Raw genomic sequence first — 20,406 nt, forward strand, 5'->3', positions numbered from 1 at the left:
ATGATCACTCCTTCGGGAACACGTCGCCCGCATTCGCCCTGCTCAGCGGCGTCGCGCCCGGCGCCACGCCGTTCTTCATCAGGATCCACGCCACGATCGGATCGAGCTGAGCGTCGGGCAGCGTGCCCGGCGCGTTCGGCGGCATGTTGGAAAAAATCCAGTCGCGGAGGTCCGAGACCGGCCGACCGCTCCACTTTGCCTTGAACGCCGCATCGACCAGCGACGCCCCGAGGGCGCCGGCCAGTTCCGGGCCGTGACACTCGGCGCAGTGATCGTTGTAGATCACGTGGCCGGCTTCCGCCTGTTGGCGGTCGAAGGGGCCGGAGGCGGCGTGCGCGGTGGTCGGGGATGTCGGACCGCCTAGGAAAATGACGACGGCGAGTACGGGGCCTCGGATGCCCCCGTAAACGGTCGAACGCATACGCCTTCCCTCCGATTCGCCTCCCGCATCTTATCCGGTTGATCGGGGCCTGATCCGCTCCACGCCGTCATCGCGAGGCGGAGCCGACGCGATCCAGGGCGCGACGTTTCCGGATGGGGCGCGAACGCACCGACGGAACGGTCCAGGCCTCCTCGGACAATGCGGAGCCCCGGATTGCTTCGGCTGCACCTCGCATTGGCGGCGCGGGTTGCCGGATCGGACGGCGTGCCGTGGCCGGTCGCGAACCGCCCTACCCGGCCTTCTTCGCCGCATTCCGCTTGCGCGTCTCGGCCGCCTTCTTCGCCGAGGCCGAGCGTTGCTCGGGCGTGCGGGAGGCCGAGGCCGTGCCGCCGGTGCGACCGCCCTTGTGGGCCGCGGGGTGGCCGGTCGCCTGGCCCCGGCCGGAGCCGCCGGGCTTCTTGCCGCCGCCGTCGTCCTTGTTGACGGTCGCCCAGGCGCGGGACTCCGCTTCCTTCTCCGGCACGCCGCGGGCCTCGTAGGATTCCGCGATGTGCTCGGCCTTGCGAACCTGCTTGTCCGTGTATTTCGACTTGTCGCCGCGGGCCATGTGACTCTCCCGTGATCGGCGCCGGTCAGGTCTTCGGCGCGTCGAGGACCGCCCTCACCCGCCGGATCAGGTCGGCCCGGCGGTAGGGCTTGTTCAGGATCTCGAACTCCGGACGCGGTAATCCGGTTCGCTCCAGCGACGCCTCGGCGTAGCCGGTGGTGAGCAGGACCTTGAGCGACGGGCGCCGCCGCCGGGCCTCGCGGGCGAGGCTGAGACCATCCATGCCGGGCATGATGAGGTCCGAGAAGAGGATGTCGATCTCGGGATGGTCGTCGAGGATTTCGAGCGCCTCGCGGCCGTGGCGGGCGAGCAGGGTGCCGTAGCCGTAATCGCGCAGGATCGCGCGGGCGAGTTCGGCGACGTCGGCCCGGTCGTCCACCACGAGGACGGTTTCGTTGCCCCGCTGCGGCTCGCCCGAGACGGGGCCGGGGGCCGGCGTCTCGGCGCCGGTTTCGTCGCTCGCCGGGAAGAGGAGGCGCACGGTGGTGCCCTCCCCCTGGACCGATTCGATCTGCACGGTGCCGCCGGACTGCTTGGCGAAGCCGTAGACCATGGAGAGGCCGAGCCCCGTGCCCTTGCCCTCCTCCTTGGTGGTGAAGAACGGGTCCATCACCCGCGCCAGCACGTCGGAGGGGATGCCCGAGCCGGTGTCCGAAATCTCGACGGCGACGCAGCGCGACCCGCCGGGCGAACTCGGCTCGCGGTTGCGGGTCGCGATGGTGACGCGCCCGCCCTCCGGCATGGCGTCGCGGGCGTTGATCAAGATGTTGAGCAGCGCGACCTCGGCCTGGGTCGGATCGAGCCGGCAGGGCCACAGGCCGGGGGCGAGGTCGGTCTCGATGGTGATCGCCTCGCCCAGCGTGCGCCCGGCGAGCTGGCGCATCTCTTCGACGAGGGTATTGAGGCTGAGCGTGCGCCCTTCCAGCCGCTGCTTGCGAGCAAACGAGAGGAGCTGCGCCGTCAGGGTCGAGGCGCGCTCGGCGGCCTCGCGGATGTTGCCCACCGCGCGGCCCATCCGGGCGCGGTCGGCGTCGGGGCGCTCCAGATTGGTCGCGAGCGAATCGGCGTAACCGAGGATGACCTGGAGCAGGTTGTTGAAATCGTGGGCGATGCCGCCGGTGAGCTGGCCGAGCGCCTCCATCTTCTGCGCGTGGCTCAGCGATTCCTCGGCCTGCTTGCGCCGGGTGATGTCGAGCTGCGAGCCGAAGAAGTAAACGAGGTCGCCGGCCGCGTTGTAGACCGGGCTGACGAACAGGGCGTTCCAGAAGGCCGAGCCGTCCTTGCGGTGATTGATCAGCTCGATCGAGATGTCCTCTTCCCGCTCGATCGCCGCGCGCAGGCGGGCCTTGGCCTCGGCGTCGGTGTCCGGCCCCTGGAGGAAGCGGCAATTGCGGCCGACGACCTCCTCCTTCTCGTAGCCCGTCATCGTCAGGAAGGCTTGGTTGACGAAGACGATCGGCTGGTCGGGGAGGTTGGGATCGACCACCGTCATCGGCATGCGCGTCATCTCGACGGCCGCGAAGAAGATGCCGCTGCCCGATTCGAATTCGTGGCCGGCCAGCCCCGCCTCGACGCGCGGATGGACGTTGTGCGACGGCTTCTCGGGAATATCGGTCATCGACAAGCCGCCCTCCGGCACGGGGTCGCCGACGGGCCAATGCCGCCGGCACCCCTCTCCCGCATCTCATGACACGGCGGGCGCCGGAGGGTGAGTCCCCTCCGGCCCGCCGTGACGGTCTCAATCCTCCCGATCGATGCCGAAGCGCACGTTCTCGACGTTCGCCCGCTCGAAGGCCTGCATGACGTACTGGTACGAGCGCTCGGTGGCGCTGTGCTCGCCGTCCGGGCTCTCGTCGGGCTTGAGCACGAACATCAGCATCGAGCGGCCGGTGACCGAGTAGGTCTCGCCGACCTTGAAGCTCTCGACCTCCTGGTCGTCCGGCAGGTTGGTGTCGAGCAGCCGCGTCCAGGCGGTGCCGCCGGGCGTGTCCGGGAAGGTGAAGCCGACGACGTCGTGATAGGCGTTGTAGAACAGGAGCAGCGTCGCATCCTCGCCGCGGCGGTGGATGCCCGAGGCCTGTGCGCGCCCATCGAGCAGCACCGCGAGCGAGCGGGAATTGCCGTCGTTCCAGTTCTCCGGCGCCATCTCGGTGCCGGCGGGCGTCAGCCACGTCACGTCCTTGACGCCGAACTCCTCGTCGTAGGCCCCCGTCACGAAGCGCCCGCGCGAGAGCATCGGCAGGGCGTTGCGCAGCAGGATCAGGCGCTGGGTGAACTCGGCGAGGTCCCGCTCCTCCTCGCCGATGGCGCCCCAATCGACCCAGCTCACCTCGTTGTCCTGGCAATAGGCGTTGTTGTTGCCGTTCTGCGTGCGGGCGAACTCGTCGCCGGCGAGCAGCATCGGCGTGCCCTTCGACAGGAACAGCGTGGCCAGCAGGTTGCGCATCTGGCGCAGGCGAACCGAGCGGATGGCCGGATCGTCGGTCGGTCCCTCGACGCCGTAATTGTAGGACAGGTTGTGGCCGTGGCCGTCGCGATTGTCCTCGCCGTTGGCCATATTGTGCTTCTCGTTGTACGAAACCGTATCGTTCAACGTGAAACCGTCATGGGCGGTGATGAAGTTGACGGACGCCCAGGGCCGGCGACCGCGCTTGTTGAACTTGTCGGCGGATGCCGTGATGCGGGAGGCGAGCCCCGGCAACAGGCCGCCATCGCCCTTCCAGTAGCCGCGCACGTCATCGCGGAACCGGTCGTTCCACTCGGCCCAGCCGGGGGGGAAACCACCGACCTGATAGCCGCCGGGGCCGCAATCCCACGGCTCGGCGATGAGCTTCACGTCGTTGAGCACCGGGTCCTGGCGGCAGGTGTCGAGGAAGCCGCCGCCCTCGTCGAAGCCGTAGGGCTCGCGGCCGAGGATGGTGGCGAGATCGAAGCGGAAGCCGTCGACCCGCATCTCGGTCGCCCAGTAGCGCAAGCTGTCGGTGACGAGCTGCAGCACGCGCGGGTGCGAGAGGTTGAAGGTGTTCCCTGTCCCCGTATCGTTGATGTAGTAGCGCGGCTGGTTCGGGAGCAGGCGGTAATACGAGGCGTTGTCGACGCCCTTGAAGGAGAGCGTCGGGCCCTTCTCGTTGCCCTCCGCCGTGTGGTTGTAGACCACGTCCAGAATCACCTCGAGGCCGGCGCCGTGCATGCGCGCGACCATCTCCTTGAACTCGGAGAAGGCGAAGTCCGGCACCGCGGCGTAGCGCCGGGCCGGCGTGAAGAACGAGATCGTGTTGTAGCCCCAGTAATTGATGAGCCCCTTCTGCTGCAGGTAGTCGTCCTGCACGAAGGAATGCACCGGCAGGAGCTCGACCGAGGTGACGCCGAGGCTCTTTATGTAGTCGAGCACGGCCGGATGACCCATGCCGGCATAGGTACCGCGGTGCTTCTCCGGCACCGCCGGATGCAGCTTGGTGAAGCCCTTCACGTGGGTCTCGTAGACGATCGTCCGCTCCCACGGCACGCGGGGCTTCTCGTCCCGGCCCCAGGTGAAGGCGGGGTCGATCACGCGGGAGCGGCGGGTGTAGGGGGCGGAATCGCGCTCGTCGAAGGTCAGGTCGTCGCCGGTCTCCATCTTGTAGCCGAACAGCGCCGGGTTCCACTGGATCGTGCCGACGAGTCCCTTGGCATAGGGGTCGATCAGCAGCTTGTTCGGGTTGAAGCGGTGTCCGGCCTCGGGCTCGTAGGGGCCGTGGACGCGGTAGCCGTAGATCGTGCCCGGCCGGGCGTCGGGCAGGTAACCGTGCCAGACCTCGTCGGTGTATTCGGGGAGCTCGATCCGCTCGATCTCCTTCTCGCCCGCATCGTCGAACAGGCACAGCTCGACCTTGGTGGCGTGGGCCGAGAACAGGGCGAAGTTGACGCCGCGCCCATCCCAGGTGGCGCCGCGGGGATGGGGCGAGCCCTCGCGAATGCGCGAGCGCGCCACGCGCACCTTGGGGCTCGCAATCCTGTCCTGATCGGGCATCTTCATTCCAATTGATGATCGGGGCGGGCCCGGCGGTGGCCCGGTCGCGACTCTGAACGTTCACGCAACGGTGAAGCTCCACCGCAACGCGGCATGATCGCAATTATTTCCGCATGCCCGTCCCTCCGATCGCCGATTCGGGCATGATGCGGGCCGCTCGGCCCGGCCGGGACGAAACTCCGGGGGCGGGCAGGCGTTTCTGGCCGCATCGAAGCAGGGACGGCCGAGCATGGGCGAAGACGGAACCGAGCGGCGGGTGAACCCCAGGGCGATCGCCGAGCGCCACGGCGTGAGCGCGGAGGCAGTCGAGCATCTCGCCCGCGCGCTGGCGACGGGGCACGGCAACATGGCCCAGTTCGACCATCCCGAACTGGGCGGCCTCGGCCAATGGTCGCGCGGCGGCATGATCATGGTCGGGCGGATGAACGACCACGCGCTCAAGGCGCGGGTCGATGCGCTCTGCACCGAACTCGCCGCCACCCTGCCCCTGCCCGAGACGCACGGGGTGCCGGGCGCCGGCAATTGGTGGCCCGACGGGCTCGGCGTGCCGTCGAGCGTCGGGGCGCAGGACGGGACCCGCTACGCCTTCTTCCCGGCGAGCCGGCGGCTCGCCGTCGAGACCGGCGGGCAGATCAAGCTCTACGATCTCGGCGAGCGGGTCGTGACCGGCGTGTCGCAGCAGCAGGGCGCGGGCGGTTCGTTCCGGTTCAGCGGCCCGGCGGGCAGTTTCGCCCTGGACGACCTGACGCCGGTCGAAGCCGCGGCGCAGGCGGAGAACGCGACCCCGCCGGTGCCGGCCGAACCGTCTCCGGCGCCCCCGCCCGAGCCGGCCCTCGCCCCGCATCCGGAGCCGCCGTCGCCACCTCGGGCCGCCGCATCGCCGAGCGGCGCCGACGAGATCCTGACCATCCTGGAGCGGCTGGCCGAACTCCACCGCAAGGGCGTGCTCACCGACGCCGAGTTCGCGCAGAAGAAGGCGGAGCTGCTGGCCCGGCTCTGAAACGCCGAGGCTCAGCGCTCGCCGCGGGCCAGCACGGCCCCGGTATAGGTCTCGGCCACCTCGCAGAAGGGCACGCCGCCGGCGGAGAGGACGGCCTCCACGGAGAAGAGCGGCGCGTCGGGGCCGGGCACGATCCCCTCCCCCGGTCGCCACAGCATGCGGAGCGACAGGTTGCGGCGGCTCGGGTTCAGCGGGCGCACCACGCGGCCGAACGGCGCTTGGCTGCCGTCGAGGGCGGCGTTCATCTCGGGCGTCAGCCGGCCGGGCACGTACCAGTTGTCGGCTTCCGACAGGACGTGGCTGCCGCAGGTGAGCCGGACCCGGCGGTAGCGCACGGTCTCGTCCGGGCCGACCGCGAGGCGCTCGCGCTGAAGCGGGCTCGGCGCCTTGTCGATGCTGGGCACGCGCACGGCGACGATGCGGGGATCGGCGGACAACCCGCGCTCGGCGCACCACGCCTCCAGCACGGCGGTGGCGCTCGGCGCGGCCAGCAGACGGGCGCTGAGGGTCTCGATCACCGCGCGCGTCCCGGCCTCATCCTGCGCCTCTCGTCGGATTTCCTGCGGCTGCGCCTCAGCCGGCGGCGAGAGGGCACCGGCCGTCGCGAGTCCCGCCATCAACATCCTGGCCGCCGCATCCATGGTGCAGCGCATACGTTGCCGGGGCGGAAAGGTCCATCGCGGCGAGCGCAAGGCAGGTGCGGAAACGAAGAAGCCGCCCAAAGGCGGCTTTCTGCGAAGGAAATGTTTGGTGGAGCCTAACGGGATCGAACCGATGACCTCTTCCATGCCATGGAAGCGCTCTCCCAGCTGAGCTAAGGCCCCAAACCATCTCGCCAGGACCGCTGGAGGTCTCGGCAAGGTCTTATCGTCAACGTACCAAGTGTAGAGGGATGGTGGAGCCTAACGGGATCGAACCGATGACCTCTTCCATGCCATGGAAGCGCTCTCCCAGCTGAGCTAAGGCCCCAACCTCTCTCGCCGAACCGCTGGAGGTTTCGGCGACGTCTTGGCCGCGGGTGGTGCCCGCCGCTGACGAGCGGTTCTATAAGCGCAGGTTCGGGCGGACTCAAGCCCCTCCGGCCCCGCGAACCCGCTTTTTTGCCGCCTCCCGAAGCGGGCGCTCAGATGCCCGCGTACCACGAGAAGCCGAGTTGGGAGACCATGCTGCCGCGGCCCTGACCGATCCCGGAGACGCGGTCGGTCGCCTCGATGCTGGCGAGGTATTTGAGCGACTTGTAGCCGAGCTGGCGCTCGACCCGCAGCCGCACCGGGGCGCCGTGGGCGACGGGCAGGTCGCCGCCGTTCATGCCGTAGGCCAGGATCGTCTGCGGATGGAGCGCGTCGAACAGGTCGTAGCTGTCCCACCAGCCGTCGACGGTGCGGATGACGATGAAGCGGGCCTCGGGCTTGAGGCCGCAGCTCGCCAGCACGTGCGACAGGGGAACGCCGGTCCAGCCGCCGATGGCCGACCAGCCCTGCTCGCAGGAATGCAGAGTCACCTGGGTGCGCGCCGGCATCGCCTTGAGCGCGGCGAGCGAGAACGCGGTCGGGCGCTCGACGAGGCCGCTCACCGGCAGGCGCCAATCGGAAAAGCCGGTCGCCTTCGAGCGGCGGTAATCGGGATTGTCCGGATCGGTGGTGTTGATCGTCGGGAAGATCTTGGAGATCGCCTCGGGCGGAAATTCGCGGGCGAGCGGCTGATCGCGCAGCAAGAAGCGTTGGGTGGCGAGCGTCAGGGTGTCGCTCAGGCCGTAGAGGCCGGGACGGCTCGGGCCGCCCTCGATCGGTTCGCAGCCGCCGAGCCAGGGCGCGAGGCCGAGCGTCGAGGCGCCGACGAGCCAGCCGCGCCGGGAGATGTCGGCCATCACGTCTCCTCCGTGGTGCGGCCGGTGCGGCCGGTGATCATGCCCCGCAGCAGCCGGAGCGGGCGGTTGGCGGCGACCTGCCAGAGATGCACCAGCAGGAACGCCACGAGCAGGGTGGCGGCCAGGAAGTGGACCGTGCGGGCCGATTGGCGCCCGCCGAACAGCGTGAACAGCTCCGGATAGGCGGCGGTGACGCCGGGCGACATCGTCAGCCCCGAGAGCAGCATCACCGGCGCCAGCACCAGCAGCACGGCGAGATAGGCGAGCTTCTGCAGGGCGTTGTAGCGCTCCCGCCCCGAGGCCGGCACCGGCGGGCGGAGGCGGAGATGCGCGCGCAGCTCGCCGGCCAGATGACCGGGGCGGAGTTGGTCCCGCTCCGGCGCGAGTCGGCGGAACAGGTGACCGCTGACCAGCGCCGCCGCGAGATAGAGCGCCCCGCTCAGCACGAAGATCCAGGCCGCGAGGAAGTGAAGGTTGCGACCCCAGCCGGTCTGTTCGAGGTTGACCGGCAGCGGCAGGACGATCCAGGCCGGCGCGTCGTTGGCGCCGGTCTCGCCCCAGAACAGCCGGGGCAGGGCCAGCAGGATCGCGACGCCGCTCACGCCAAGCGCCACGAAGGCGCCCGCGCCGACCCAATGGGTCAGGCGCACCCAGAGCGGATGGCGCACAGGCTCAACCGGCCTCATGGCCGGACCGCAGCACGTCGAGGCGGTAGTGGTCGCGACGCGCCCGCGTCAGCGGGCGGCTGAACGGCGCGGCCCCGGCGACGAAGCCCTCCACCGCCTCGTCGCCGGAGAGCGGATAATCGGTCACGCCGGTCCAGTGCACCAGCACGCAATCGCCCCCCGGCCTCAGGCTGCGTCCGACCTGGGCCACCAGGCGGGCGAGGTCGTCGCGGTCGAGGAAGTAGAGCACCTCCGACAGGACGATGAGGTCGAACCGGCCTTCGGGCCAGACCGTCGGCACGGCGCCGACGACGAACTCGATCCGCGGATGGTCGGCGCAGCGGGCGCGGGCCGCCTCGATCGCCGAGGGGGCGATGTCCAGGGCCACGAGGTCGGCGCAGCGATCGGCCAATTGCCGGGTGAAGACGCCGATGGAGCACCCGACCTCCAAGGCGCGGGCGTAGCGCGGCTGCGGCAGGGCCCGGAGCGTCGCCGCGTATTTCTCCCGCTCGTAGTCGCTCGAAGTGAAGCGCCACGGGTCGGGGTTCGAGGCGTAGAGATCGACGAAGTAGCGCGCCGGCAGGGTCTGGGCGTGGCGCAGGCTCATGGCTCCGCCCCCCAGAGCCCGTGCAGGGGCGCGTCCGCCTCCAGCACGTGCGCGGCCATGCCGGTCAGGGCGAAATCCGGTGCGGGCTGGCGCAGATAGGTCGCCAGATCGCGCATCTGCGCCTCCAGCGGATGGTCGTCGAGGAAGCCCGCGAGGCCGACCGAGCGCTGGGCGAGCGTCAGCACGTCGAGCCCGGCCTGATCGACCGCGGCGCGGGCGAGGTTGACGCAGGCCACGACGCGATCCGGTGACAGCGCCTCGGCGGCGGCGGTCTCGGCCGCCTGCGCGACGAGCAGGCGGCAGGATTCCAGTGCGATCAGGCTGCGCCCGAACCGGGCCTGCTGATGCGGGTCGCCGCCGCGGCCGGTCGTCCGCATGTGAGTGCGGAAGGTCTCGACCACGGCCTCCATCCCGCCGAGCTGCACCGCGAGGAAGCGCCACGCGCCGGCAAAGAAGAACGGCTGGCGAAAATAATCGTCGGGGGCTCCGACCACCGCCCCGTCGCTCGACCCCAGACCGGTGAAATCGACGGTGCCGGTCGCGGTCGCGCGCATGCCGTGGACGCGCCATTCGCCGAGATCGGCCCGCTCGCCGGCCTTCATCCGCATCACCAGCATCAGGCTGCGCCCATCGGGGGCGCGCGCGGTGACGAGCGGGCGCGTCACGAAGCCGGCGCCCGAGGCGAAGCTCTTGGCACCGTGGAGCCGCCCGACGGCGTCGAGCGTCAGGCCGTTCTCCTTCGGCTCGGTGTTCCAGACGCCGAACAGGTGGCCGTCGAGGGCATCGCGGGCGAGTGCCGCGCGGGTCTCCGGATCGGCGTAGCGCAGCACGAGCGCCAGCGCGTTGACGTGGCCCTCGTAGATCCGGCCCACCGGCAGGCTGTCGCGGCCGACCTGGGTCAGGAGCCGGCGCAGGTCGCCGACGCGCTCCGGCGCGCACAAATCGTCGCCGCCGAGCGCCTCGGGCAGCGGCGCGGCGAGCCGGCCGTTGCGCCGCAGCCGCTCGATCGCGACGAGGGGAAAGGCATCGTCGCGCGCGGCCTCGGACGGGGACGACACGAGGTGAAGGGGAGAATGGGCAGACAAGAAGGGCTCGCGCGTGGCGGGCCGGCTCCGACGCGGCCGTCCGCAGAACCAGCAAACGTTTGTTCGCGCCCCGCGTTCAACCGAGCAGTGCGGATGTTGCGCCGCTTTGCACGGGAATCCGCTCGTTTCGCCGAACGGGCGGCGGGGGACGGTGAATCCCCCTTAACCCTTCCCCCCGAAAGCTGCCGCGCGCGATTCGCGAGCGAGGGACGGCCGGCGGCGATGACGGGTGACGGATTCGAGGCCCGGCGCGACCGGGTGCTGGCCGGGGTGACGGCGCTGGCGGGGGCGGCCCTTCTCGCCCTGCTCGTGCTGCGCGGCGGGCTGAAGGATGCCGGGCTCAACTCGCACGGGGCGCTGGCCGACGCCTTCCTGCACGGGCGGCTCTGGATCGAGCGCTGCCCGGAAATCGACTGCGCGCTCTTTCAGGGCCGCACCTACGTCATCTTCCCGCCCCTGCCCGCTGTGGTGGCGATGCCGTTCATCGCGCTCTTCGGATTTCCCGGCTTCAAGGGCTTCGTCTTCCTCGGCCTCGCGCTCGGCGGCTTGAGCCTTCTCGCCTGGCGGTCGATTCTGCGGACGCTGGGCGTCGCGCGCGCCGACGCGCTCTGGCTTCTCGCGGCCCTGGCCTTTGCCAGCCCGCTCTATCAGGTGACGCTGCGGGCCGACGGCGTGTGGTTCTACGCGCAGACCGTCGGCTTCCTGATGGTCAGCCTGAGCCTGTGGGCCGCGATCTGCCGGCAATCCCTGCCGCTGGCGGGCCTGTTCGTCGGCCTCGCCTTCCTGTGCCGGCAGATGGCGATCTTCTATCCGCTGTTCCTGCTGGTTCTCTGCCTCCCGCGGGAGCGCCCGCTGTCGGAGAGTCTCCGGACGATGGTGAAGCCGGTGCTGCTGGCCGGCATCCCGGTGGCGGCGGCGCTCGCGGTCTACTTCGCCTACAACGCCGCCCGCTTCGGCAGCCCGACCGAGACCGGTTACGGTTTCATCCATAACCCGGACCAGACGAGCTTCATCTGGCACCGCATCCGCGAGACCGGCCTGTTCTCGCGGGACTACCTCCTGTTCAACACCCTCTACCTGTTCCTGCAGGGACTGCATTTCGAGTTCGGCGGCCCGGGGCTCACGACGCTCGCCGGCTTCGACAAGGCCGGCACCGCGCTGCTGGTGGCGAGCCCCTGGGTGCTCCTGGCCTTCTACGCGCGGCTCGACCGGGTGTTCGCGGCGGGCGCCGCGGTGATCGCGCTCATCGCCGGCATCACCCTGTTCTATCACTCGAACGGCGCCGAGCAGATCGCGACCCAGCGCTACACCCTCGACTGGCTGCCGATCCTGATCGTGCTGATGGCGCGCGGCTCCCGCCCCCCGGCCTTCGCGGCGCTGCCGCTCCTCGTCACCTGGGGCGTGGCGGCCAACCTCGCGGTGCTCGCCGTGCTGGCGGTCTACAAGGTCTGAGGCGTCCCTCCGAACGTCAGCAGGCGGTGGCCGAAATAGTTGGCGACGGCGCCGACCCCGATGCCGACGCCGTGGCCGAGCGCCTCCGCCGCGGCCCGCGGCAGGCCCGGCACCATCGCCCCGAGCACGGCGACGAGACCGGCGCTGACGGCGAGCACCACACCCATGCCGACCATGTTCACCGCCAGGAACACCGGCAACTGGCCGCGCACCGAGCCGGCTTGCGCGCCGCGGAACACGAAGCGGCGGTAGAGCCAGAAGCCCGCCGCCATGCCGATGGCGTAGGCGAGGATCAGCGCCGCCTCGAACGGGAAGGCCAGCGAGAGGAGGATGCGGGCCAGCCAGTTGATCGCCGCCGCCGAGCCCCCCGCGATCAGGAAGCGGACGACCTCGCCGTCGGTCCCGCGGTTCGTCGCGCGCGCCATCACAGCCCCCATCCGGCGACGAGCCCCTGCGGCAGGCCGAAGGCGGCGATGCCGAAGGCCAGGCCGGCGATCCCGGCGAGCGCGAGGCTCGGCCGGTCCTTGACCGCGAAGGCGACCGGATCGTCGTGCAGTTCGTCGCGGCCCGCGAGCAGCCAGACCCGGCCCATGAACAGCACCAGCACCATCGGGAAGGCCCACAGGGCCAGCGGCGCCGCCAGAGCCGCGTGGCGGAACGCCTCGTTGGCGAGATAGAGGATGAATATGACGACGCTGGCGAGCCCCGCCGCGATGCCGAAGGCCAGCACCACCGGCTCGTCGGCGCTCTGATAGCCCCGCCCCGACAGCTTGCCCGAGCGCCCGCGCTTGGCCGCGCCGCGCAGTTCGGTCTGCCGCTTGGCGAAGGAGAGCGAGGTGAACAGGAACATCGAGAAGGTCAAAAGCCAGGGCGACCACGCCACCCCCACCGCCGCGACGCCCACGGCGATGCGCAGGGTGAACAGGCCGCCGAGCGTCAGCGCATCGAGCATCGGCACCCGCTTGAGCCAGGCGGAATAGGTCAGCGTCAGCGCCAGATAGGCGAGCACGCCGACGAGCACCGCCGGGCCCGCCGCGAAGGCCACGGCGAGCCCGCCCGCGAGGCCCAGGATCGTGGCGGCGATCCCGGCCGAGAGCGGCAGCCGTCCGCTCGCCAGCGGGCGCTCGCGCTTCGACCAGTGGGCGCGGTCGTGCGGCAGATCGAGCAGGTCGTTCAGGAGATAGCTCGCCGAGGCGACGAGGCCGAGCGCCAGGAAGGCGGCGAGCGCCAGCCCCCAGGCCGCCGGATCGCCGGCCCGACCGCCCAGCACCAGCGGCAGGAAGACGAGGCCGTTCTTGGCCCATTGGTGCAGCCGCAGACCCTTCGTCAGGGCGCGAAGCCGCGACGCGGCGGGAAATTCCCGAACCGGCTTGCCCAGAGCCCGTGCCGCCCGTGCGACGCCGCCCGGCGCCTCGACGACGATGAGGCTGCGCGCCCGCGCCCAGACCGGCAGGTCGGCCGCCGAATTGCCGGCATAGTCGAAGCCCTGCGGATAGAGGCTCGCGAGTTGGGCCGCCTTCGCCTCGCCCTTGAGGTTCCTCACCCCGTCGCTGGCCACCACCCGGTCGAAGACCGGGAAGGCCTGCATCACCTTGAGCGCCATCAATTCGTCGGCGGCGGTGGCGAGCACGATCTCGCGGCCCGCCGCCCGCTCGGCCTCGATATGGGCCAGGAGCGCGGCGTTGGCCGGCATCGTCGCGATGTCGAGCACCGCCCGCTCGGCGACCTTGCGCTTGAAATACGCCTTTCCGCGCGGCAGCCACAGCAGCATCGCGAGGACCATCAGGAGGTTCCGCCGCAGCAGCGACACCGCGCCCTCGAGCAGCAGGTCGGTGCGCAGCAGCGTGCCGTCGAGATCGATCACCAGCGGCACCGGCTTCGGGCCGGCGGTCGGGGTCGGGGGGGAGGCGGGCGTCTCCGCCCGTCGAACGCTCGCGATGGCCATGCTGCCCGCCTGTCCTCTGCGGCGGCTCGGCCTGTCGACCGCCGCCTCGTCTCGGATCGATGTTCCGGCGGGCGCGACTTCACGGCGGTTAAATCGGCGGGGATGGGCAGCGCGGATACACGGTTTCCGTCGGTCGTGCTTGCGCGATACGAGCGGATTTCCGTCGAATTTTACCGGTTCGTCTCGGGTCAACCGCGACAGGTCGCAAGGCCGCGCGATCGGAGACGGAAGACGCCGGTCCCTTCCGCATAAGGGGAGGAGCGTGCCTCACCCTGACCGTAAGGCCCCCTGAACCCAAGCGGCACGGAACCGGACCGACGCTCCTGTTGCGTGCATCCGGCGGACGCCCGCCGCCCCGCCGTCTCGGAGGCAATCGGCGATGGGCCGGGATCGTCGCCGATCGGTCTTATTCGGAGTCCCGCACCGCGAAGGAGCGCGCCAGCTGCCGCGCGCTGTCGAGCTGAGCCTCCAGCGCCTCCGTCACCAGGGCGAAGTGCTCCCGCTCGGCGGCGTTGCTCGTGCCCCGGGCCAACTCTCCCAGGATCCGGGAGAAGTCGCGCCCCAGTTCGTCGATGGCACGGGTCGGCTCCGCGCGGGAGCGTTCGAGCGAGTGCTGCACCAGCAGCATCTTCACGAGCTGCTGCGTCGCGCTCAGCTCCGCTTCGAGCGTGGCCAGCACCGCCTCGATCCCCTCGCTCATGCCGCTCATGCTCCTCGTTGCCCGACACCCGCTATAGCGCAGCGTCCCGCGCATCGCCGCACGGCTCGCCGCGCCGCTTGTGGAGCGGAAGGCTTCTGGGCTAACCCTCCGCCCCTTCCCCCGCCCACACCATCCCCGGACCCGTCCGACGCCATGGTAGCCCAGAACCGCGACGCGGCCGCGCCGAAAACCATCCTCGAAAGCCTCGCCGGTACCCGCGTGCTGGTGATCGAGGCGCGCTACTACGAGGACATCGCCGACGAACTCCTGTCGGGGGCCCGCGCCGCCATCGAGGCGGTCGGCGCCGAGGCGCATGTCTTCACCGTGCCGGGCGCCCTCGAAATCCCGGCCGCGCTGGCGATCCTGCTCAAGGCCGGCGAGCGCCGGGGCGAACCCTACGACGCGGCGGTGGCGCTCGGCTGCGTCATCCGCGGCGAAACCGGCCATTACGACATCGTCGCGGGCGAGAGCGCCCGCGCGCTGATGGACCTGTCCGTCGCCGAGCGGCTGCCGCTCGGCAACGGCATCCTCACCGTCGAGACCATGGAGCAGGCGCTGGTGCGCGCCCGGGTCTCCGAGATGAACAAGGGCGGCGGCGCGGCGGAGGCGGCCTTGAGCCTCGTCGCGATCAAGCGCGCCGCCAACCTGGAAACCACCCGATGAGCCAGCCCGCCGAGACCCCGGCCGCGCCCGAAACCACGGCTGAAGGCAGCTCCAGGCCGAAGCCCGCTCCCTTGAGCCTGCGCAAGGGCGCGCGCCTCGCTGTGGTGCAGGCGCTCTACGAGATGGAGATCTCGGACAAGGGCGTGATCGAGGCCCTGGCCGAATTCGAGGCCTTCTGGATCGGCCAGGAGGTCGACGGCGTCGTCCATCCCCCGGCCGAGACCGCCTTCTTCCGCGACGTGCTGCGCGGGGCGGTCGAGGAGCAGCGCGCCATCGATCCGAAGCTCGACGCGGCCCTCTCCAAGGGCTGGCCGCTGCGCCGCCTCGAGGTCGTCCTGCGCGCGATCCTGCGCGCGGGCGCCTACGAGCTGCTGTTCCGCCGCGACGTGCCGGCCCGTGCGGCGATCTCCGAATATGTCGACGTCGCCCACAGCTTCTATGCCGGCGACGAGCCGGGCATGGTCAACGCCGTGCTCGACCGGATCGGCCGCGAGGCCCGCTCGACCGAGTTCGGCATCCCGGCCGCGCCGAAGAAGGCCTGACGATCCGTGGCGCGCGCCGGCGAAGAAGCCCTGATCGCGCGCTACTTCGCCCCGCTCAGCGGCCCCGGCGCCGAGGGTCTGCGCGACGACGCCGCCAGCCTCACCCCCTCCCCCGGCCACGACCTCGTGCTGACGGCGGACGCGGTGGTGGCGGGCGTCCACTACTTCCCCGACGATCCGCCGGGCTCGATCGCGGTCAAGGCGCTCGGCGTCAATCTCTCGGACCTCGCCGCCAAGGGCGCCGTGCCCCGCGGCTTCCTGTTGACGCTCGCGCTTCCCGACGACTGGACGGAAGCTTGGCTTTCCGCCTTCGCCGAGGGCCTGGGCGCGTCCTCCCTCGAACACGGCTGCCCGCTTCTGGGCGGCGACACCGTCCGCTCGGGCGGACCGGCGCTGATCGGCGTCACGGCGTTCGGCGAACTGCCGGCCGGCACCATCGTGCGGCGGCAGGCGGCGCGGGCCGGCGACCGGCTCTGCGTCAGCGGCACCATCGGCGACGCGGCTCTGGGCCTCGCCCTGCGGCTCGCGCCGGACGAAGCGCTCGATCCGGCGCATCGGGAGGCCCTGCGCGACCGCTATCTCCATCCTCGCCCGCGGCTGGCCCTGGCACCGGTGCTGCGGGCCCATGCCCGCGCCGCCATGGATATCTCGGACGGCCTCGTCGGCGACCTGACCAAGATGCTCTCCGGCACCGGGCTGACCGCGCGGATCGAGGCGGCACGGGTGCCGCTGTCCCCGGCCGCGCGGGCGGCTATCGCCCGCGATCCGGCCCGCCTCGCCACGGCGCTGACCGGGGGCGACGATTACGAGATCCTTTGTGCGGTGCCGCCCGAGGCGCTGCCGGCCTTCCTCGCCGAGGCCGCCCGCGTCGGCGTGCCGGCGGCCGAGGTCGGCATCGTAGAGGCGGGCGCGGCGCCCCCGCGCGTGCTCGACGTCGCCGGCACGGCGATGGCATTCGCGGCGGGCTCGTTCAGCCACTTCTAAGCTTCCGCGGTCGACAGGCCGCCCGGCGCGGCCGCCTCGGTGCCGACCGTGGTGACGGCAACCCACGATCCTCTCCGGCGCCGGAGATCCGGGTCCGTGCCGACTGGGCGATCAATCCCGGATCGTTGTCCGATTGAGGACCAACGGTCACGTCGCGCAGGATGAACCGATGGGGCGGCATGGCGATGACGTCTGCCGCCTTGAGTTCGCGCGCCGCGGATCGCCCGCCGCACGCGCGTGAACGCGTCGGCGACTCTGAGCATCCGGAACTTGCGCCGGTTATGGGGGCGCGCCTCGATGAAGTCGGAGGACCGGACGTGATCGCGATGCGCCGCGGCGAGCGATGCTGCCCGGGCGCGGCAGGTCCGGCACTCTGACCTCTTCACCGTCTCGACGCTGCGCTCGCGTTGCGGTGCCGGCGGGCTTGCGCGTAAGAGGCCTGACGAAATGTCCGTTCGCCGTCGGTTGCCTCGTCCGGCGCGGCGTGGCGGGCGCTTTGCGAGAGACAATCAGGCCACGGCGATGACCGACCATCCGACCCCCGAGGGCCTGCCGCCGATCTCCGGCGCCCCGGCCCGTCCGCGCCTCGTGCTGGCCTCTGCCTCGCCCCGGCGCCTCGCCCTGCTCCAGCAGGTCGGGATCGAGCCGGACGGGCTGCTGCCCGCCGACATCGACGAGACGCCGCGCAAGTCCGAATCCCCCCGCGAACTCGCCCGGCGCCTCGCCCGCGAGAAGCTCGAGGCGGCCCAGGCGGCCGCGCGGCGGCGCGAAGACCTGCAAAGCGCCTATCTGGTCTCCGCCGATACGGTGGTGGCGGTCGGCCGGCGGGTTCTGCCGAAGGCCGAGACCCTCGACGAGGCCGCCGATTGCCTGCGCCTGCTCTCGGGCCGGGCGCACCGGGTCTATACCGGCGTCTGCGTGCTCTCGGCCAAGGATCGGCTGCGCGAGCGCATGGTCGAGACGCGGGTGCGCTTCAAGCGCCTCTCCAACCGGGAGATCGAGGGTTACCTGTCCTCCGGCGAGTGGCGCGGCAAGGCCGGCGGCTACGCCATCCAGGGGCTCGCAGGGGCCTTCGTGGTGAAGCTCGTCGGCTCCTACAGCGCCGTCGTCGGCCTGCCGCTCAATGAGACCATGAGTCTGCTCGAAGGCGAAGGCTTTCCCGTGCGCGGAGCCTGGGGCGCGGCGTCGTGAGCGCGGCCCGCCCCGAGACCCCGCCGGCTTGCCCGATCTGCGGCCGCCCGGCGAACCCCGAGACCAAGCCGTTCTGCTCGCCGCGCTGCGCCGATATCGATCTCGGCCGCTGGCTCGGCGAGCGCTACGCCATCCCCGGCCCGCCGGACGAGAACACCCTGCCCCCGATGCCGGACGGCGACGACGACCGCTCCCGCTGAGGCCGTCGCACGTTCGTCAAAAAACCCGCTTCCGACCTGCAAAACGAGGCTGGACAGGACCGGAGGCCTTCCTTATACCCCCGCTCGTCGCCAGCGCACAGCGCAGCGGCCGATGCCCAGGTAGCTCAGTTGGTAGAGCATGCGACTGAAAATCGCAGTGTCGGCGGTTCGACTCCGTCCCTGGGCACCATAGCTTCGCCGGATCAGTCGATCGGCCATCTCTGACCTTCGAAAATCTATAGACGCTGCGCCTGGGCGCTCGCTCGGACTGGCGAGGAGCTGCGTGCCGCGGCCGGTTGCCTCGTCGGCGACCCTCTCGGAACATGGTGCCGCGCCGCCGCTTCCCACCCCGCCGAACTGGCATAGGACAGCCTCCGGGGATGAGCATGGCCAAGGACGTGACGACCTATACGCTCAAGCAAGCGCTCGCCGCACGGGTGGACGATCACATCGAGATCGCCGTGGAGGCCGAAGACGGCACGACGTTCAAGATCCGGGCGAGTTCCGAACAGCTCGACGCGCTGACCGGCGATCTGGAGACGATCCTCGACGGCGACGCCGCAGGCGACGACGCCTGACCTAGAGCATCGTCCCGAAAGGTGGTGTCCGGCTTTCGGAAAAAGACGATGCGACACAAGAATATAGAGCATCGTCCGGGATCCGATATCCAGGACGATGCTCTAGGCAGGCGGGCCCGCGGCCGAGCCCGCCGCCGCTGAGCCGGGTTTCCGGAGCCGGTTCTCGGAAAACACCGATGCGGCACGGGGACCGAGCGTTTCGTGCGGAATCCGGGATCGCCGCACGAAACGCCCATGACGGCGGCGCGCGCGGCCCCGGCCCGTCGGCGGCCTGTGCCCCGCCGGACGTCGCGGGGCGTTCCGTGCCAAAAGGGGTCGTCCGGGTCGGGACGGGCGTCCCAGGAGGCGGGACAGCCCGCGTCCCGCCCTTGCCTTCGCGGGGGGGCTTCGCCAAGCTGTGCAGCCCCTCCCCGCTCGGGCCCTCGGGCCGGGTCTCCGGCGGGCGGGCTTCGTTGCGAGAGATCACGGGTTTGTCGATGAGAGTCACTGTCGAGCGCGCGGCCCTCCTCAAATCGCTCGGCCACGTGCACCGGGTGGTGGAGCGGCGCAACACCATCCCGATCCTCTCCAACGTCCTGTTGCGCACCGCCGAGAACGGCCTGCAGCTCAAGGCGACCGACCTCGACATCGAGGTGACCGAGACCGTGCCGGCGGACGTGCTGGACGCGGGCGCCACCACGGTGCCGGCCCACGTCATCTACGACATCGTCCGCAAGCTGCCCGACGGCGCGCAGGTCTCGCTCGAGACCTCCGGCGAGACCGGGCAGATGACGATCCGGTCCGGCCGCTCGCGCTTCGCGCTCGGCGCCCTGCCCGAGGGCGATTTTCCCGATCTCGCCGCGGGCGAGCTGCCGCATTCCTTCTCGATTCCGGCTGCCGAGCTGAAGCTGCTGATCGAGAAGACCCAGTTCGCGATCTCGACCGAGGAGACGCGCTACTACCTCAACGGCATCTATCTCCACACCGTGGAGGTCGAGGGCGAGGCCAAGCTCCGCGCGGTCGCCACCGACGGGCATCGTCTGGCCCGCGTCGAGACGACGGCGCCCGAGGGCAGCCGGGGCATGCCGGGCATCATCGTGCCGCGCAAGGCGGTCGCCGAGATCATCAAGCTCGTGGACGACGGCGGCGAGAGCGTCGAAGTCGAAATCTCGCCGGCTAAGATCCGCCTCACCTTCGCGGGCGGCGTGACGCTGATCTCGAAGCTGATCGACGGCACCTTCCCGGACTACCAGCGCGTCATCCCCACCGGCAACGACAAGCGCCTGACGGTGGAGCGCGACGCCTTCGCCCGCGCGGTCGACCGTGTCTCGACCATCTCGTCCGAGCGCGGGCGCGCCGTGAAGCTGTCGGTGATGGAGGGGCGTCTCGCCCTCTCGGTGACCAACCCGGATGCCGGCTCGGCGACCGAGGAGCTCGACGCCGACTACGAGGCGTCGGCCCTCGATATCGGCTTCAACGCCCGCTACCTCCTCGACATCACCGCCCAGCTTCAGGGCGACACCGCCCTGTTCAAGCTCGCCGATCCGGGTTCGCCGACCCTGATCCAGGACCGCGAGGGCGCGCCCGCCCTCTACGTGCTGATGCCGATGCGGGTGTGAGGCCTCGCGCCTCCCTCGCGCTCGGCCGGCTGAACCGCTAGATTGCCGGGGCAGAGGGAGCCCATGTCCGAGCCCGTCGTCCTCATGGAACACGCGGCCTTCGACGATCTCGGCGCGGCCGAGCGCGATCCTTCGACCGACGCGCTTGCCGCGCTGCGCGCGATCTGGGCCGAAGGCGTCGCGTCGGGCGATCACCGGCCGGTCGACGATGTGCTCGATGTGCTTGCCGCGCGTTACGATGCCATGCAGATGAAGGCGCCGTGAGCCGGTCGTCGTCGTGCCGATGTCCTGATCGATCGCGTCCTCCACTCCGCCTGGGATCGGTCCGGCC

The 20,406-nt window shown here is 70.8% G+C and carries 22 protein-coding genes and 3 tRNA genes; 11 read left to right on the top strand and 14 right to left on the bottom strand.

The features are described from left to right. Nucleotides 1-4: 4 nt before the first annotated feature. From BM140_RS08805 to glgX, 4 genes are all read right to left on the bottom strand, one after another. Nucleotides 5-421: a c-type cytochrome gene (locus tag BM140_RS08805; protein WP_091944237.1), complete on the bottom strand. Its 417-nt coding sequence runs from the start codon at nucleotides 419-421 to the stop codon at nucleotides 5-7. A 250-nt stretch (nucleotides 422-671) separates the two neighbouring features. Beyond that, nucleotides 672-989, bottom strand: coding sequence for a plasmid stabilization protein (locus BM140_RS08810; protein WP_091944240.1), 318 nt, complete (start codon nucleotides 987-989; stop codon nucleotides 672-674). Nucleotides 990-1,014: 25 nt separating this feature from the next. Continuing rightward, a complete protein-coding gene (locus tag BM140_RS08815; RefSeq protein WP_091944243.1) occupies nucleotides 1,015-2,607 on the bottom strand; it encodes a histidine kinase famiy protein in 1,593 nt (530 codons plus the stop codon). Between the two features lie 120 nt (nucleotides 2,608-2,727). Beyond that, nucleotides 2,728-4,998, bottom strand: coding sequence for a glycogen debranching protein GlgX (glgX, locus tag BM140_RS08820; RefSeq protein WP_091944495.1), 2,271 nt, complete (start codon nucleotides 4,996-4,998; stop codon nucleotides 2,728-2,730). A gap of 229 nt (nucleotides 4,999-5,227) precedes the next feature. Here glgX and BM140_RS08825 point away from each other — a divergent pair, with 229 nt between their 5' ends. Beyond that, on the top strand, nucleotides 5,228-5,998 hold the full coding sequence (locus BM140_RS08825) for an SHOCT domain-containing protein (protein ID WP_091944246.1): 771 nt from the start codon (nucleotides 5,228-5,230) through the stop codon (nucleotides 5,996-5,998). Nucleotides 5,999-6,009: 11 nt separating this feature from the next. Here the strand turns inward: BM140_RS08825 and BM140_RS08830 are convergent, their stop codons facing one another. From BM140_RS08830 to BM140_RS08860, 7 genes are all read right to left on the bottom strand, one after another. After that, a complete protein-coding gene (locus BM140_RS08830) occupies nucleotides 6,010-6,615 on the bottom strand; it encodes a hypothetical protein (RefSeq protein WP_131803772.1) in 606 nt (201 codons plus the stop codon). Nucleotides 6,616-6,746: 131 nt separating this feature from the next. Then, nucleotides 6,747-6,822 (bottom strand) — tRNA-Ala (locus BM140_RS08835). 69 nt (nucleotides 6,823-6,891) lie between these two features. Further along, nucleotides 6,892-6,967: transfer RNA gene (locus BM140_RS08840), tRNA-Ala, on the bottom strand. Nucleotides 6,968-7,121: 154 nt separating this feature from the next. Continuing rightward, nucleotides 7,122-7,865 (bottom strand): molybdopterin-dependent oxidoreductase, encoded by a 744-nt coding sequence (locus BM140_RS08845; protein ID WP_091944252.1) that lies wholly within the window; start codon nucleotides 7,863-7,865, stop codon nucleotides 7,122-7,124. After that, nucleotides 7,865-8,551 carry a cytochrome b/b6 domain-containing protein gene (locus BM140_RS08850; RefSeq protein ID WP_091944255.1) on the bottom strand — a complete coding sequence of 229 codons (687 nt, stop codon included), beginning with the start codon at nucleotides 8,549-8,551 and terminating at the stop codon, nucleotides 7,865-7,867. Before BM140_RS08850 ends, BM140_RS08845 begins: the two co-directional genes overlap by 1 nt. Next, entirely contained in the window at nucleotides 8,538-9,137 is a 600-nt protein-coding gene (locus BM140_RS08855) for a class I SAM-dependent methyltransferase (protein WP_091944259.1), read from the bottom strand. The genes BM140_RS08850 and BM140_RS08855 overlap by 14 nt, the downstream gene beginning before the upstream one ends. Further along, on the bottom strand, nucleotides 9,134-10,222 hold the full coding sequence (locus BM140_RS08860) for an acyl-CoA dehydrogenase family protein (protein ID WP_244535359.1): 1,089 nt from the start codon (nucleotides 10,220-10,222) through the stop codon (nucleotides 9,134-9,136). Before BM140_RS08860 ends, BM140_RS08855 begins: the two co-directional genes overlap by 4 nt. Before the next feature lie 222 nt (nucleotides 10,223-10,444). On the opposite strand from BM140_RS08860, the gene BM140_RS08865 reads away from it, so the two are divergent. Then, entirely contained in the window at nucleotides 10,445-11,674 is a 1,230-nt protein-coding gene (locus BM140_RS08865; RefSeq protein WP_091944262.1) for a hypothetical protein, read from the top strand. On the opposite strand, the gene BM140_RS08870 is transcribed toward BM140_RS08865, so the two are convergent. From BM140_RS08870 to BM140_RS08880, 3 genes are all read right to left on the bottom strand, one after another. After that, on the bottom strand, nucleotides 11,662-12,099 hold the full coding sequence (locus BM140_RS08870; protein WP_091944265.1) for a GtrA family protein: 438 nt from the start codon (nucleotides 12,097-12,099) through the stop codon (nucleotides 11,662-11,664). The two genes, BM140_RS08865 and BM140_RS08870, sit on opposite strands and share 13 nt — an antisense overlap. Next, nucleotides 12,099-13,619 (bottom strand): UbiA family prenyltransferase, encoded by a 1,521-nt coding sequence (locus BM140_RS08875; protein WP_091944268.1) that lies wholly within the window; start codon nucleotides 13,617-13,619, stop codon nucleotides 12,099-12,101. Before BM140_RS08875 ends, BM140_RS08870 begins: the two co-directional genes overlap by 1 nt. Before the next feature lie 406 nt (nucleotides 13,620-14,025). Beyond that, the gene (locus tag BM140_RS08880; RefSeq protein WP_131803774.1) at nucleotides 14,026-14,319 is read right to left on the bottom strand and encodes a hypothetical protein; all 294 of its coding nucleotides are present in this window, start codon (nucleotides 14,317-14,319) and stop codon (nucleotides 14,026-14,028) included. 153 nt (nucleotides 14,320-14,472) lie between these two features. Here BM140_RS08880 and ribH point away from each other — a divergent pair, with 153 nt between their 5' ends. The 9 genes from ribH to BM140_RS08925 all read left to right on the top strand — a co-directional run bounded on the left by ribH (nucleotide 14,473) and on the right by BM140_RS08925 (nucleotide 20,339). After that, nucleotides 14,473-14,982 carry a 6,7-dimethyl-8-ribityllumazine synthase gene (gene ribH / locus BM140_RS08885; protein WP_091944274.1) on the top strand — a complete coding sequence of 170 codons (510 nt, stop codon included), beginning with the start codon at nucleotides 14,473-14,475 and terminating at the stop codon, nucleotides 14,980-14,982. After that, nucleotides 14,979-15,524, top strand: a complete 546-nt coding sequence (nusB, locus tag BM140_RS08890) for a transcription antitermination factor NusB (protein ID WP_091944276.1) — start codon at nucleotides 14,979-14,981, stop codon at nucleotides 15,522-15,524. The genes ribH and nusB overlap by 4 nt, the downstream gene beginning before the upstream one ends. Before the next feature lie 6 nt (nucleotides 15,525-15,530). Continuing rightward, nucleotides 15,531-16,508, top strand: a complete 978-nt coding sequence (gene thiL / locus BM140_RS08895; protein WP_091944279.1) for a thiamine-phosphate kinase — start codon at nucleotides 15,531-15,533, stop codon at nucleotides 16,506-16,508. Between the two features lie 522 nt (nucleotides 16,509-17,030). Further along, a complete protein-coding gene (locus tag BM140_RS08900; RefSeq protein ID WP_091944282.1) occupies nucleotides 17,031-17,699 on the top strand; it encodes a Maf-like protein in 669 nt (222 codons plus the stop codon). Further along, the gene (locus BM140_RS08905; RefSeq protein WP_091944285.1) at nucleotides 17,681-17,899 is read left to right on the top strand and encodes a DNA gyrase inhibitor YacG; all 219 of its coding nucleotides are present in this window, start codon (nucleotides 17,681-17,683) and stop codon (nucleotides 17,897-17,899) included. Before BM140_RS08900 ends, BM140_RS08905 begins: the two co-directional genes overlap by 19 nt. A gap of 114 nt (nucleotides 17,900-18,013) precedes the next feature. Further along, nucleotides 18,014-18,089, top strand: a tRNA-Phe gene (locus BM140_RS08910). Nucleotides 18,090-18,285: 196 nt separating this feature from the next. Continuing rightward, nucleotides 18,286-18,477 carry a hypothetical protein gene (locus BM140_RS08915; protein ID WP_091944501.1) on the top strand — a complete coding sequence of 64 codons (192 nt, stop codon included), beginning with the start codon at nucleotides 18,286-18,288 and terminating at the stop codon, nucleotides 18,475-18,477. Between the two features lie 476 nt (nucleotides 18,478-18,953). Next, nucleotides 18,954-20,075: a DNA polymerase III subunit beta gene (gene dnaN / locus BM140_RS08920; RefSeq protein WP_091944504.1), complete on the top strand. Its 1,122-nt coding sequence runs from the start codon at nucleotides 18,954-18,956 to the stop codon at nucleotides 20,073-20,075. A gap of 63 nt (nucleotides 20,076-20,138) precedes the next feature. Continuing rightward, nucleotides 20,139-20,339: a hypothetical protein gene (locus tag BM140_RS08925; protein ID WP_091944287.1), complete on the top strand. Its 201-nt coding sequence runs from the start codon at nucleotides 20,139-20,141 to the stop codon at nucleotides 20,337-20,339. Nucleotides 20,340-20,406 lie beyond the last annotated feature (67 nt).

Source organism: Methylorubrum salsuginis (assembly GCF_900114375.1).
Lineage (GTDB): Bacteria > Pseudomonadota > Alphaproteobacteria > Rhizobiales > Beijerinckiaceae > Methylobacterium > Methylobacterium salsuginis.

What these genes read in the sequence shown, in the direction of transcription:
- BM140_RS08850 (WP_091944255.1), bottom strand. Translation starts at nt 8,551, where the DNA reads ATGAGGCCGGTTGAGCCTGTGCGCCATCCGCTCTGGGTGCGCCTGACC.
- BM140_RS08815 (WP_091944243.1), bottom strand. Translation starts at nt 2,607, where the DNA reads ATGACCGATATTCCCGAGAAGCCGTCGCACAACGTCCATCCGCGCGTC.
- BM140_RS08880 (WP_131803774.1), bottom strand. Translation starts at nt 14,319, where the DNA reads ATGAGCGAGGGGATCGAGGCGGTGCTGGCCACGCTCGAAGCGGAGCTG.
- BM140_RS08845 (WP_091944252.1), bottom strand. Translation starts at nt 7,865, where the DNA reads ATGGCCGACATCTCCCGGCGCGGCTGGCTCGTCGGCGCCTCGACGCTC.
- BM140_RS08870 (WP_091944265.1), bottom strand. Translation starts at nt 12,099, where the DNA reads ATGGCGCGCGCGACGAACCGCGGGACCGACGGCGAGGTCGTCCGCTTC.
- dnaN (WP_091944504.1), top strand. Translation starts at nt 18,954, where the DNA reads ATGAGAGTCACTGTCGAGCGCGCGGCCCTCCTCAAATCGCTCGGCCAC.
- ribH (WP_091944274.1), top strand. Translation starts at nt 14,473, where the DNA reads ATGGTAGCCCAGAACCGCGACGCGGCCGCGCCGAAAACCATCCTCGAA.
- BM140_RS08855 (WP_091944259.1), bottom strand. Translation starts at nt 9,137, where the DNA reads ATGAGCCTGCGCCACGCCCAGACCCTGCCGGCGCGCTACTTCGTCGAT.
- BM140_RS08830 (WP_131803772.1), bottom strand. Translation starts at nt 6,615, where the DNA reads ATGGCGGGACTCGCGACGGCCGGTGCCCTCTCGCCGCCGGCTGAGGCG.
- BM140_RS08810 (WP_091944240.1), bottom strand. Translation starts at nt 989, where the DNA reads ATGGCCCGCGGCGACAAGTCGAAATACACGGACAAGCAGGTTCGCAAG.
- BM140_RS08825 (WP_091944246.1), top strand. Translation starts at nt 5,228, where the DNA reads ATGGGCGAAGACGGAACCGAGCGGCGGGTGAACCCCAGGGCGATCGCC.
- BM140_RS08805 (WP_091944237.1), bottom strand. Translation starts at nt 421, where the DNA reads ATGCGTTCGACCGTTTACGGGGGCATCCGAGGCCCCGTACTCGCCGTC.
- BM140_RS08875 (WP_091944268.1), bottom strand. Translation starts at nt 13,619, where the DNA reads ATGGCCATCGCGAGCGTTCGACGGGCGGAGACGCCCGCCTCCCCCCCG.
- nusB (WP_091944276.1), top strand. Translation starts at nt 14,979, where the DNA reads ATGAGCCAGCCCGCCGAGACCCCGGCCGCGCCCGAAACCACGGCTGAA.
- BM140_RS08915 (WP_091944501.1), top strand. Translation starts at nt 18,286, where the DNA reads ATGGCCAAGGACGTGACGACCTATACGCTCAAGCAAGCGCTCGCCGCA.
- BM140_RS08865 (WP_091944262.1), top strand. Translation starts at nt 10,445, where the DNA reads ATGACGGGTGACGGATTCGAGGCCCGGCGCGACCGGGTGCTGGCCGGG.
- glgX (WP_091944495.1), bottom strand. Translation starts at nt 4,998, where the DNA reads ATGCCCGATCAGGACAGGATTGCGAGCCCCAAGGTGCGCGTGGCGCGC.
- BM140_RS08900 (WP_091944282.1), top strand. Translation starts at nt 17,031, where the DNA reads ATGACCGACCATCCGACCCCCGAGGGCCTGCCGCCGATCTCCGGCGCC.
- BM140_RS08925 (WP_091944287.1), top strand. Translation starts at nt 20,139, where the DNA reads ATGTCCGAGCCCGTCGTCCTCATGGAACACGCGGCCTTCGACGATCTC.